Raw genomic sequence first — 14,407 nt, forward strand, 5'->3', positions numbered from 1 at the left:
TTTATAATATTCTATTCTTTTGAATTAGACATCGATGGAGGCATCGACTCCACCCCCCAATTTGTGTTTGGTTCTTTTCCCAAACTAATCCTTAAGGTTCCACCTTTCATAAGATCGCGATGTAACATCCAGTTATTGCCCAGGGGGTTTCCATTCCAAGATGCTGTTTGAATGTAATGATTATCGGTTGACTGATTAACCGTTTCAATAACCAACTCCTTCCCTTCATAGTATGTCTCATCCAACTGGATCGTTATTTTATCAAACAACGGACTACCAAATTGAAAGGTTGGATTAGCAGCACTATGCCCCTGTACATCAAATAATCCCATAGACGCCATGACATACCAAGCCCCTAACTGTCCTTGGTCTTCATCCTGTCCCACACCATATCCATGTAAAGGTTCTGTTCCATAAAACTCATTGCAGATAGTACGCACCCATTTTTGGGTTAACCAGGGTTTCCCTGAATAATTGAACAACCAAGCATCATGCAAACAGGGTTGATTCCCATGATTGTATAGTTTTTCTACACCGGAAAAACTGTGTATTTCTTCCGATCCACCGCCAAACATACTTTTTTGTGCATTGACAAACATATCTTCCAAACGCTGATTAAACAGTGGCTTCCCTATTAAATTGATGAGTCCTTGCACGTCATGCGGCACATACCAGGTATATTGATAGGCATTACCTTCCTGAAATCCATCCCACCCCCGCATAGGATCAAAATCTTTTATAAACGTTCCGTTCTCTAACTTGGGACGTATAAACTTAGTCTCGGGATCGAACAAATTTTTATAGTATCCCGCTTGCGCCATAAGCTTCTTGTAATTAGAAGTATCTCTCATACTTCCGGCCATTTGTGCCACACCGTAGGAACTGAAACTGTATTCCAGAGTATGGGAGGCTCCAAAATTAAACACCCACCCATTAGATATAATAGTATCTTTATAGGGTACGTAATGTTCTTTTACAAAATAAGCCAGGTCGTATTTACCATTACCAAGATCGCGTCCGCGGTATTCCAGCTCATTTTTAATGGCTGCTTCATAACCTGTTTTTACATCAAAATCACGAATTCCTACGTTGTAAGCAGAAGCTAATAGAAGACCCTGAAAATTGGTCTGTACGCCGTTTGTAAACACACCATTAGCCCCTCCGTCATGTAACCAGCCACGATCTTTATAATAGTCAATATTAGACTGGACATAGTCACTAAAATAATCGGGGTAAGCCAAAGCCCAAAGCTGACTCAAATTCCAGAACCCTCCCCAAATGCCATCGGTATTATAGTGGTTATAAATAGGTTTGTTGTTTTCATCCAGAGGAATTTGCCCAATCTCATCATCGGCTTTGGGATACTGTCCATTAACATCGTTAGCAAGACCTCTTCCCAACAGTGCATGGTACAACCCGGTGTAAAACTTAGTCTTATCCTTTTCCTGACCACCTTCTACAACAATGTTATTTAATTTTTCATTCCAAATGCCCTTAGACTCTTGTTTGACATCATCAAATGTTTTTCCTTTTGATTCTGTTTGCAAGTTTAAACGCGCATTTTCAATAGATGTATAACTTAATCCCGTTTGGATTTCTAAAACCTCATCCTGCTCCATGTTAAAAGTGAGATACAAACCATTATTGATTCCTTCAGTTTTAAATTCTGCTGGTTTTTGAATGCTATCAATAAAGCTTCCAACCTGTATAGGCTTTTTATTGAGTTTTGCCACAAAATACATTTTAACGCGTTTCCCCGGATCGCAAAACTTAACATATTCGGGATAGGTTTCTATATAACCTTCTACCTCCGTACCATTTACAATGCTACCAAAGGCATTCGTAACATCACCACTTTCGCCTTGCTTGTGCCCCAGATCTATCACAACGTGTGCTTCTTTGGTTTCGGGATATGTGAAACGCTGATAGCCTACACGTTCGGTAGCTGTTAATTCGGCTTTAATGTTATAGTCTTTTAAAAGTACGCTATAGTATCCCGTTTCGGCATGTTCGGTAATCTTATCGAAACGAGAACGATAACCAGAATTAGGGCTTTCTAAGGTTCCTGGTACCGTTTTTAGATCCCCAACTGTGGGCATGAATACCAAACCGCCTATTTGAAATTCATGAAAATGCCCAAAGCCTTCAATAGACGTATGCCTGTCGTCGTAACCAGTAGGTCCCCAGCCTCCGGCACTGTTATAGCCATTGGTATGTGGTGCTAATTTGGCCATACCAAAAGGGCGTGCTGCGGGTGTGTAAAAAAACCAACGTCCGTGCACAGAGCCTATTTGAGGATCAACATATTGAGTCAGGGCAACCAAAGACCTATCCTTAGATACATTTTGCTGCTTGCATGCCTCTACAAAAAGGCTCAACAAAAAGGCAGCAATTATTAGTTTAAAGACTTTCATCTTATTATTTATTTAGGACTGGGAGGCATCTCATATACACCCCATTGTTTATTCGGCTTGGGTCCCATTTCCAATTCCAGTTTCCCACCTTTTAACAATTCACCGGCCGGAAACCAGAAGTTCTTCAATACTTTACCATTAAGTGTTGCACTTTGCACATATTTATTATTGAAAGAATTATTTTTAGCTTCAATTATAAAAGTCTTGCCTCTGTTGTATTGGTTTCCTAAATCTATTTCTATTTTTTCAAACAACGGACTTCCAATCTCGTAAATAGGTTCTGTCCTCGTACCGCCATCGGTTTGGAACAGCCCTAAAGCCGACATCATATACCAAGCACTCATTTGCCCCTGGTCTTCATCGCCCAAATAGGCATTAGAAACACCATAACCATAAAAACGGGATAAGATATCTCTATTCCATTTCTGGGTTAACCAAGGGCGTTTTACCCAATTAAACATAAACGAAAAGTGCATGGACTGTTGGTTCCCCTGGATCACAGGGAAATCCCAGTATTTTTCATTTGGTGCATTGTAACGCCAATTACTACTAACATTAAAGCCTCCATCTAAACGCTTTACAAATTCATCTTCGCCTATTATTTCTGCTAATGCCGGAATATCCTGTGGCACAAAAAAGGTAAGCTGCCAGGCATTCCCCTCTGCAAACTGATGATTTCCACCTGTTTCAATTGGATCGAAATCCTTAAACCAAGTACCATCCGAATGTCTCAATCTAGCAAATCCTATTTCGGGATCTATAGCGTGTTTCCACCAGTATCCTCTATCTATAAATTCGTTAAACACTTTTGTTTTACCTAAAGATTTTGCAAACTGAGATACGGTAAAATCATCAAAGGAGTATTCCAGAGTGTTCGAAAAACGGCCCTTGTTGTAAGGCACATACTTATGTTTTAAATAGGTTTCCAAATCCCTGTTTCCGGCATATCCGTTACCTACCTGCTCACCTTTGGTGGTTTGCATTTTATAAACAGCATTAAACGCTTTTTCGGCATCATAATCTCGAATCCCCATTTGGTAAGCGCCTACAATGAGTGGAATTTCATGTTCTGCAACCATTACAGGAACATACTCCATCCCTGCAGGGCCTTTGGCCAACCAGCCATTGGCATCGTACATTGCCAATTGTGATTTCACCCACTTTGATGACCATTCCGGCGTCACCAGATTCCAAAACTGGTTCAAATTCCAAAAGGTATTCCAAAAAGCATCACACCCCAAAGCAACATCATTAGGATCGCTAAACTTTTGAATATTTTCATCAGCATCTACCCAACTACCATCTACATCGCTAAATATATTTCTACTTACTAAAGCACGATACATATTAGAGTAAAATCTTGTTTTTTCTAATCTGTTATTTGATGTAATCTGTACCCTCTTAAACAAATTGTTCCAAGTGTTTTCTTGATACTCTCTAACTTTCTCAAAGCTCCAACCAAAGGGCTTGGTTATTTCTTCTTCCAAATTAAGTACCGCATTGTCTATACTTACATATGAAATACCTGTTCTTGTTTGGACTATCTGGTGTTCGGACGTGTCAAACTCAACAAAAGCAACAATATCTTCGGGATCGGCAACTGTTAGTTCGGCATCGTTCATAATAACAGCATCTCCTTTACCCTCTTTGCTACCATTTACCCATGTACCAAAGGCTTTAATGGGTTGGTCAAATTCCATTACAAAATGAACCGTATACTCTTGTGCAATAATATCCCATTCCCTTGTTTTATCACCACCTTCAACCATTTTACTTCGATAGTATTGTTCTCCCCAAACGGATGGTGAAACCTGTTTACTATAACCTGCTATCTTATGGTCGTCTATCTTTTTGAAATGCGCTTCTTTAATAGCATAGGCATACTCCGAAGGAATTTGAAGATCGACCAGTATTCTGGAGTTGGGTATATCCTTCGGATAGGTATAACGCTGGAAACTGGCACGTGTTGTTGCTGTTAACTCAGCTTTGATATTATAATCACTTAAAAGCACCGAATAGTAACCCAAAGGTGCCTCTTCGGTCGTTTTATCAACCCGCGAGCGGTATCCTGAATCGGGTTCTCCTTGATTCCCCACTTCAGTTATCAATGGCCCATTGGTGGGGAAGGTCCCCAAACCTGCCATGGTCCATTCATGTATATGACTAAAGGTTCCTACACTTTCAAACGTAGGCTGATATCCAGCCTGCCACCCTTCGTTTTGATTGTCGGGGCTTATTTTAACCATTCCAAAGGGCATCCATGGCCCGGGTGCAATCATCCACCTGGAATGTCCCGTTCCTATTTTGGTGTCCACATAATCAACCAACCTATTGGTCTTATTTGGAGTTCTATTTACTGTACCCTTTTCAATCGGAGTCCCATTGAGTAAAACAACATAATTGCTAACTTTTGACGATGTAACCACAGCCATAGGGGCTTCATAAATATTACGCCCATGCTCTACTATCTCTTCAAAAATGACCTTGCCATCCAGCTGTATTTCAAGTTTCGGACTGCCTTGGAGATGCTGTACATCTATCAACAAAGGCTGCACCATTTCTCCATTAACTTCCAACTCATAATCGGCCGGGCTAACGCTTCTTAAAAATGCGTTTTCTGGTGTTAATAGTTTTATGTTTTTAGGGCCTTCCAGACGTACCTGATCGAATACCAACCAACTTCCTTCCAAAGTTGTTAACTGAATTCTATTCCCTCCATACTTTATCAGGTCTTCGGGAATTGGAATGTTTAACTTTTGCTCTTTAGTGCCGGAGTTTACTCCTTTTAAGGCTTCCGCATTGTAACCTTTGTCCAATTTAAACTTCCATGATTTATTGTTGACCGTTACCTTAAAGTAAGGCGGTGTTTCTGGATTACAATCTAAAACATCAACAACTAAGCTCCAAGGGTCTCTTTTAGGTTCTTCGCTTAGCCCAAATAAAATATTGATTTCGTGCGGACGTATTCCGGCCAATCCAGAGGTTCCACCCCAATAATCCATTGCACCTGGCAGTACAAACGGAAAATCATTTGCTTCATGGGAATAGCCTATAACATAAAACCGATCTTCCCACCCAAAGTCCTTTTCAAGGAATTTGCTGTACTCACCTTTTGCCAAAGCAAACTCAGCACTACTATTATCCGATTTTCCTATCTGCCATACCGTTGCATTTTGGGTATACCCAACGGTAAAAGACATGGCGGCTGCAATCAAGAGTTTAAATTTCATTTATTTTAATTTAATATTTAACAAGCCTCATCCTTAACAAACGAGACGATTACTTTTGCTGTTTCTTTCCCCTTATTAACGAGGCGATAACTGTTTGCTGCTGCTGATACTGCAAAGGTTTCTGCATAATGAAAGGTTTGGGATTCATCTAATAAATCCAATGTTACCGCAGTCCCTTCCACAAGCATTAAGACATGACACTGATTTAATGTTTCAACAATAATTTCATCATCGAATTCATATCGGCAAATATCATAGAAATGATCTGGATGTGTAGGTAAATGTATTTTTTTCCAATTCTCTCCAGATGAATCAACATAAGGCTTAGACACTAGGGTGTCTTGTACAACTTGCCCCTTTCTGCTAAAGTTTAAATTATCATAGGCTCGGTCTATATTTAAGGGTCTTGGATTCCCATCCATGTCCATACGTTGCCAATCGTACATTTTGAATGTAAAAATATATGGGGTCGCACTAATCTCCAATACAAGATTATTTATACCAGAACAGTGGACTGTCCCGTGGGGTATAAGAAACAAATCATGTTTTTTGGCTGGCAGTTTTTGTACGTATTTTTCAACTTCAAGCTCCTCCTTGGTTTTATAACTGTGCTCGAGAGCCTTCTTGAAGGCTACTGGATTAATATCTTCCTGAAATCCTAAGTAGACGTCTGCACCTTCCTTAGCATCCAGAATATAGTAAGTTTCATCTTGTGTGAAGTTTTCACCAAACTCTTTTTTAATATAATCTGGCTTTGGATGGCATTGTACAGATAGGTTACCGCCATCGAAAGTATCCAAAAAATCAAATCGAATGGGAAACTCATCTTGAAATCGCCTTGCCGCTTTTCCTAATACGTTTTCATACTCATGAAACATAAGCATATCGAAAGAGACTTCCATCAGTCCGTTTTCGTCTCCAAAAACCAATCCATTTTCTGGCACGATCATTTCAAAAGACCATGCATAATTAGGCACCTCTTTATTTAAACCATCAATGCGCTCCTTCATCCATTGTCCTCCCCAAATACCAGGCTCAAACCAAGGCCTTACCCTAAAATACCCTTTGGCCAGCTTTGACAAACTTGTTCTTAAAGCTTCTCCTTCGGTCCACGTAGGCACCCCGGGACGCTGTTGGTCTACAATAATATCAATTAGGGGCAACAATTTTTTCTTCTCTTCATTTAACACGACCCAATCCACAAAATAAAAATGCTTATACATTTGTTTAGGGTCTTTGGTTGTGGACAATCCCAAGTTTGTGATAGCATCAGCCCGCATCCTGAACTGCAATTCGTTTTTTGGTAAATCCAAATAAACCAAACAGCCATTAATACCGGACAGACTTGCCCCGGTTCCATAGATAATATTAATATCTTTACTTTTGTCTTCCTTTATATTCGATATTTTTTCTGCATCAAAATAATTACTAAGGGCTATATCTGTCTTTTTCCCAAACACTGGATCGTCACCTCCTAAATAAGGCTCAACCATAACATTTATTTCTTCTTCGGGCTTCATACATTCCTTGATATTGTATGCAAATACCGATTTATTGTTTTCCTTAAAAACAGTAATTAAAGACGTTATTACTTCGTTCCAATCTACTCCAACATAGCCTTCTACAATAACTACTTTCTCATGCATCAACCTATCTGCCAAAGATTTATAACCAATGGCTACATGACTTCCTATTAATTGATGCACCGGGTTTATATCGTACCCTCCATTACCTATCGTTTCTTTGTTAACAGGCATTAAATACTGACTTGTCTTTCTTTCCATTTTTTTAACTAAGATTACGCAAATATATAAATTATGTTCATATGTATGAACATTTATATTGTATATTTTTGTTCAACAATTACTTTATCTTTTTTAAAAAGATGAATTTCACCTTTATTTAAATTGTATTTATAATTTTTTCTATTAAAACAGGACTAAGTAGGTGTTCTCTAAAAACAAACTAAACAAAGGTATTAGCTTTGGAAGTGTGATTATTAAGAAATATAATCAAAAATATAAACATATACCTTATTGAGCACTACAACATTGCAACAACCAATAAGGTATAATTCTGAAGAGACTTTATGTTTCTATATTTTCAAATAAAGGAATAGTTAATTATCTAGTGTGTTTTTTATAGCCAAACACATCGTAAAAATTACTTTGCGGCATAGTAGGGATTTTTCTTTTTAGGCATTGGTGCATTATGATCTCGTCTCCATTGTTGTAACTCCCTATATAATGCTTCGGCTATTTCTGGATGGTCTGTGTATACATTCTTTTGTTCTCTTAAATCTTTTTCTAAATCATAAAGCTCAAGATCACCTTCTTCGAAATATTCGTGTAACTTCCATTTTCCCTTTCTAATTACACTTCCAGGTCGTGTCCTAAACAATGAATCCCTGGCTTCTTCTTTAAGTGGGTTTACCGATTGCAGGTATATTGGAAAATGCCAAACCAAGGCTCTTTCAGGTGTTGATTTCTTCCCTTCTAAAATGGGAAGCAAAGACACGCCATCCGTTTTATGACTGGTTGTGTCGTTAACGATATCTAACAATGTTGGAAAAATATCCAATCCTGAAACAGGGGTTTCTACCTTCCTAAAAGTTTTAATCTTTTCGGGCCATTTAATCAACAAGGGTACTCTTATACCTCCTTCATAATAAGATCCCTTTCCTCCCCTTAAAGGAAACTGGGACGATACACTGGCTAAACCTCCGTTATCTGAGGTAAAGATCACTATAGTATTATCAGACAAACCAAGAGTTTCAATAGTACTAAGTAATCGCCCTACGTTACTATCCATAGATTCAACCATTGCTCCATACGTAGCATTAAATCTAGAATCTCCATTAATCTTTTTTCGATATTTTTCTACAATATCTGCTTTACCCTGCAATGGTGTATGTACTGTATAATAAGGCAAATACAGAAAAAAAGGATGTTCTTTTTGAGATTCCATAAAATGTATGGCTTCATTGGTCAATCTATCGGTAAGATATTCTCCCTTTTCACCATCCTCCAAATGTTCATTCTTATAAGGACTGAAGTACGATTTTGGATGCCCCTCATGGGATCCGGCTATATTATAATCGAACCCCTGGCTTTGAGGATCCTCTCCCAAATGCCATTTACCAACGGACGCCGAAACATATTCCTTTTGTTTTAAAGCTTCGGCTATAGTTATAAAACTGCTATCCAAAGTTGTTGTATTTGGAACAGGTATTAACTTTCTATCATTTACATTTCCTCTTTCGGACGAGCCGACCGTAAAAATACCATGACTTGGTGTCTGTTTCCCAGTGATAATACAAGCTCTGCTGGGGGCACAATTGGCTGCTGGCGCATAAGCATTATTAAACACCAAACTTTCATTGGACAGCTTATCAAGATTAGGGGTTTCGTACACTGGATTCCCCATAAAACCAACATCGGCCCAACCAAGATCGTCGACTAAAATCAATACCACATTAGGCTTTCTGTGTACTTCTTCATTACTTTTATCAGTACTGTAACATGAAACCATTACCTGAAAAATAATCAGGATTAACAGTGCAGTTATTCTATATAAATTCGACCGGTTCATTTTTTTATATTTTACTTTAATCTATAATAACTCTTCATACACTTGAATACTCATGAAATCCTATTTACACTTTATCGACTCATAAATCCTACAATCAAGATATTTCTAACAATAAGAGTTCAATAGCATCGAAAAAAATTAAGAACAATAGCTTCTATTTAAATATACTTTAATACGCCCCAGCAGATAACTGCCGGGGAGTCATAACTAAAATTATTTAATCTCTATAACACTCTCATTTCTTTATTATTCTTTTGGTTAACAACACCTCTCCTTCCTTGGATTTAACAACACATAAATACATACCTTTTGAAAGATGACCTATCACAATGTTATTATCATACTCCTTCAATATGACCTGTTTTGCTATCAAGTTTCCATTTATAGTAAACAGATACAGACTGGCTTCTTTCTGCCCTCTATATGACACCTTCAATTCGTCGGCTGCCGGATTTGGATAAATATTTACTGATACAATATCAACCGTTGCTTCATTGATGAGTTTTTCTTTTTTAGAAGACGCAACCTTAGCCTGGGACACTATACATTCGCTTATTACGACATCATCAATATAAACCGACTCATTATTATGAGAAAAGGTTGAGCGTAATCTGAATACTGTGGTTGAACTAAAGGTATTTGTAATATTAAAAGCATCATTCAACCTTACTCCATCGTTAAAGTCTGTCCCCTCAACCCAGGTTTTTATAGTACTGTAGGTTCCCCCTCCATTAGTTGACATTTCCAATACCAAGCTCTCCCCATTATCTACATTTTGAGAGATAAATGACAAACTAAACGAAACTGTCCCATAGGATGCTAAATCTAAACTATTAGAATACATGTTAGAACTACTATTGCCTCCTTTCAGCCTTATACTATATACTCCTGAGTTAGCATTATTGCTATCTAAGGAAGCATTTTGTCCCCCATCGTTCCAGTTACCAAACCCGCTCTCAAAACTATCCGAAATTATATCGCTACAGGGTGTGGGAACCATACTTGCAATCTCCTGAGCTGTTAAGGCTCTTGAATATATCTGTACCTCATCCAGTGCACCCTGCCAATAGTAATTGGCATTATAAGAAGCGGCTCCAACCTCCACATTATTAGTGGTTGCATTAGTATTGATTGTCGTATTCTCAGAATTAAAAGAATCGCCCGTGTCCGGTTGGTTGGCATAATACACACCGTCTATATAAATTTTGACATCTTTTAGTTTATCACCATCTGCGGGATCGTAGGTCACCGCAATATGCCGCCATGCATTATTATCCAGAAGTGTAACGGTGGAATCGTCATTCTGTACATTAGAAGAACCTCCTTCTACCCTTACATTACCATTCTCTACCATGACATTAAACATCTGTCCAGAAGCATTGGTACCCCAAGAAGTCACTGTCTTTCTTGTTCCTGACGTAGTCGTTTTTATCCAAGCTGTTACTGTTCTAGCATTGTTTCCAGAAATACCATTGTAATTAGGTATTGAAATAGTATTATTGGCGTCAACCGAATAAGCACTACCATCGTATCCAGTTTCATAATTTTCAGTTCCTGAAGTTATCCCATCTCTTGTATATGAGGATTCGTCATTCAATGTGTTTTCATATTTGTGATATAATTGTAAATCGCCACTTCCGGCACTGGTGACCGTAATATAGCCTACCTTTGTCTCGACATCTTGCCCAACCGCATTAGTTGCCGTAAGCATTACATCGTAGGTTCCTGCAGTACTGTATACCACACTTGGATTCTGAGCGGTACTTGTACTTGGTGTCCCTCCTGTAAACGTCCACGACCAAGAGGTTGGTGCATTGGTTGAGGTGTCTGTAAAATTAACCGTCTCTTCTTCGGTTACCGAAGTGACATCGGATGTAAAATTGGCTACTGGAGAAGCTGTATTGTTCATAATGTCGTTAATAGCTTGTCCTGTAAGTGCTTCAGAATACAAACGCACATCATTCATCTGACCAACAAACATTCTTGACGTATGATCATTACCTATTTTTACATCTCCACCATCGGTTGTACTTATTGATTGAGCCCCCGTAGCACTAATTGTTTCTAAAACACCATCTACATATAGTTTTATATCACTTGTATTAGGGGTTCCATCATCTGAAAAGGAATAAGCCACATGATGCCATTGTCCATCCGCAACGTTAGTTGTCCCAACAATATAACCTCCTGCTACTTCTACTCTTGGCTGTCCTGAGCTATTTAACATAAAAATCCATTTGGCTGAAGTTGAAGTACCTCCCCAAGCCATAATAGCTTTGTTAGCGGTACTTGTTTTCACCCAGGCTGTAGTAGAACGATCTGCCGATCCCAAAATACCTGAGTACCCTGCAATAGCTAATTGATCTGTACCATCAAAATCGGCAACTGTTCCTTTTGTAGCATCAGACACAAAGACTACTCCTGTATTAGCAGCGTCCCTATGATATAAAGATGAATCTATAAAATCTCCACTCAGCAAATATTTTGCCTGCAATGTACCTCCGTTAGAAACTACTGTAATATAAGATGTTTTCACCATAGTATTATTACCTGCTGAGTTTGTCACCGTAAGTGTTACATTATAAGTTCCAGGCGTATTATATGTTACCATTGGGTGTTGATCGGTACTAGTAACCGGCGTACCTCCTTCGAAACTCCAGGACCATGACATTGGTAAATTCGTTGAAGTGTCGGTAAAGTTAATTGCCCCACCTACAACTGTAGAGGTATAATTAGCTGTAAAATTGGCTGCTGGAGCTTGCTCTATAACATCATCAAGTGCTGTTCTCCAAAAGCCCCTTCCGTCGGTTGAGACCGTTAGGAAACTGTCATTTCTGGTAGCTCCATAGTATATGTCCATTCCAGACACACGGATGGCAGGCAAACCGTTCGAGTAATCGATCCAACTCCCTAAGGTAGCATCCTTGTAATAGACCCCTATATCGGTCCCAACGTAGATCCCTTCATCGCTCGACTTATCGTAAACCATCTCTAATAAGGCAACACCGGGAAGACCAGTAGAGATATCCGTCCAGCTACCTCCCTTATTGGTCGATCTGTAAATCTTGCTCCCCTGTAGCATGTACACAATATTACTATTGGTAGGATGGGTCGCTATATCGGTAATGGTTCCGCTTGAAGGCAAACTGCTGGTTAGGTTTGTCCATGTCGGACTGGCTCCACGAACATCATCCGACCTGTAAAAATTACCGTTCCCCCTGGACACGTACATAACGTTGTGGTCGGCATCACACTGCTCAATCTTTATGATCTTGGTACTTCCTCCAAAAGATGATATTTTATCCCATACGGTCGATGATGTTGCTGTACGTGCATTATTGATACGTTCTACTTCAAGTAAACCTACAAACAAAGTGTTTACATCGCTCTTATCGAGCACACCCGTACCGGTATACTCCCCCCGGTCTGCAGTAGAGGGATTGATACGTTGAAAGGACAACCCGCCATCGGTAGATCTAGAGATCTTCTCATATTTAAAATGGTAGGCATAGGTATCGTCTGAATAGTCAAATATTACCGTGGCCTCATCACCGCCCCAGGGACTGTACCATACACCGTCACGGTTAAGCTTGATACCACAATGGAACGTACCGCCGGCTACCACCTCGGGATTGGTCTGACTCTGGGCACACTCCCAGACCTCGGCTACTGGTAATCCATCGGTAATCTGCTGGAATTTATTGTTAGCGTTTAAGTAATAGATACCTCCATCGTTAACGGCAAACAGCACATTGGTATGGGGAGAATAGGCCCAGGTTAACTGGTCTAAATGCAACCCGCCCCCATCGGCCGTAACATCATTGAATACCTGCGACCAGGTCGCACCGCCATCAATCGACTTCCACGACTTTACGCCTCCGGCATATACCACATCGGCATTAGTTGGATCGGCCACTATAAAAAGATTGTAATTGGGCTGCCCCCTGGAAATGGCGCCCCCGTTGTCATATCCTGTTATACAAGGGGTACCCCCAGACTGCTTTGTAAACGACACCCCGGAGTCCGTTGACCGATATACGCCCTCGAACGAGTCGTCTCCCAGATGGTCCCTTGAATTAATAACATAGACCATGTTGGGGGACGCTGGGGTCACGGCCAACTTCATAAAGGTGCCTTGCCCAAAGTCCGTCGTGTTCTCCGTCCAGGTAACACCGCCATCGGTAGAACGGAAAAATTGCGAAGGGGAACCATCGGTCCCAGCATACATGATATCGGGATTGGTAGGGTGCACGCGCAGTTCCTCGACCCTTACTGCCGATTGTACCATACTGAAACTCGCTCCCCCATCCAACGAACGGTAGATACCACTGTCGTTCCCCACAACAACCACAGAAGGCTCATCTGGCTTTATCAACAGTGCATTGGTATTGCTCGTGGTCAGAGCGGTAGCGCCCCAACTGGAACCGCCATCGGTAGACTTCAGAACGCCCAAATTCGTCCCGATGTAAATGGTATTGGCATTGGTAGGGTCTACCTGAGAAATATACACCTCCTCCACCAAGTGGTCGGTTAAAGGTGTCCAACTGTTCCCTGCGTTGGTGGTCTTAAAAAGTCCCCCTTTAAAGGTCGATACGTAATAGGTGCTGGCATCGGCAGGGTGGAACGCAATGTCCTTTACACGGCCCCCGTCTTTCTTGATCCCGTTTCTAGGCCCTACGTTTATAGGACCATAGTTAAACCACTGTCCTTGTTGCTGGACCATAGCTCCAGCTCGGAAACGCTGGAACTCCCGTTTTACCTGCGCGGCCGAGATCACATTGCCCATGGCATCTAAACGCCTGGAGTTGATCGCGTACCACTGCTCAAACTGCTTGGAGCGGTCGCCCTTGTGGTGCGTATGGTGCTCCCAGTAAGCATCGAATGCTTCCCTCGCGACTTCCATGTTAACACCCGGTTCTTCCATCATATCTATCCAGATAGGGTAGTCTTCCATCTCTAAAGTTATTTCCTTCCTAGTACCTGTTAAGAAAAAAAACAGGCTCGCTATTAACATTGCTAAGATGAGAAAGCATATGGTATTACTATATAACTTAATAATTTTAAAGGTTAAAGGGTTTTTCATAAGAGTTAAATTAATTGGTTAGTTAAATGGTTTTTAATGTTTTTATTTCATCCCTCTTTTCGTTTTTGTTTTACAATGCATTCTATTTC

5 protein-coding genes are annotated in these 14,407 nt (G+C 40.2%); all 5 read right to left on the bottom strand.

Translation table 11 applies throughout. The features are described from left to right. Positions 1-11: 11 nt before the first annotated feature. Complete coding sequence (locus tag ABD792_RS05385; RefSeq protein ID WP_345004808.1) at positions 12-2,414, bottom strand: GH92 family glycosyl hydrolase; 2,403 nt, start codon at positions 2,412-2,414, stop codon at positions 12-14. Positions 2,415-2,422: 8 nt separating this feature from the next. Further along, complete coding sequence (locus ABD792_RS05390) at positions 2,423-5,644, bottom strand: GH92 family glycosyl hydrolase (RefSeq protein ID WP_345004810.1); 3,222 nt, start codon at positions 5,642-5,644, stop codon at positions 2,423-2,425. Positions 5,645-5,661: 17 nt separating this feature from the next. Then, on the bottom strand, positions 5,662-7,428 hold the full coding sequence (locus ABD792_RS05395; RefSeq protein WP_345004811.1) for a class I mannose-6-phosphate isomerase: 1,767 nt from the start codon (positions 7,426-7,428) through the stop codon (positions 5,662-5,664). 379 nt (positions 7,429-7,807) lie between these two features. Beyond that, a complete protein-coding gene (locus ABD792_RS05400; protein ID WP_345004812.1) occupies positions 7,808-9,235 on the bottom strand; it encodes a sulfatase in 1,428 nt (475 codons plus the stop codon). 235 nt (positions 9,236-9,470) lie between these two features. After that, the gene (locus ABD792_RS05405) at positions 9,471-14,318 is read right to left on the bottom strand and encodes a LamG-like jellyroll fold domain-containing protein (protein WP_345004813.1); all 4,848 of its coding nucleotides are present in this window, start codon (positions 14,316-14,318) and stop codon (positions 9,471-9,473) included. Between the last annotated feature and the right edge of the window lie 89 nt (positions 14,319-14,407).

Source organism: Snuella lapsa, from assembly GCF_039539345.1.
GTDB lineage: Bacteria > Bacteroidota > Bacteroidia > Flavobacteriales > Flavobacteriaceae > Snuella > Snuella lapsa.

What these genes read in the sequence shown, in the direction of transcription:
- ABD792_RS05385 (WP_345004808.1), bottom strand. Translation starts at nt 2,414, where the DNA reads ATGAAAGTCTTTAAACTAATAATTGCTGCCTTTTTGTTGAGCCTTTTT.
- ABD792_RS05390 (WP_345004810.1), bottom strand. Translation starts at nt 5,644, where the DNA reads ATGAAATTTAAACTCTTGATTGCAGCCGCCATGTCTTTTACCGTTGGG.
- ABD792_RS05395 (WP_345004811.1), bottom strand. Translation starts at nt 7,428, where the DNA reads ATGGAAAGAAAGACAAGTCAGTATTTAATGCCTGTTAACAAAGAAACG.
- ABD792_RS05400 (WP_345004812.1), bottom strand. Translation starts at nt 9,235, where the DNA reads ATGAACCGGTCGAATTTATATAGAATAACTGCACTGTTAATCCTGATT.
- ABD792_RS05405 (WP_345004813.1), bottom strand. Translation starts at nt 14,318, where the DNA reads ATGAAAAACCCTTTAACCTTTAAAATTATTAAGTTATATAGTAATACC.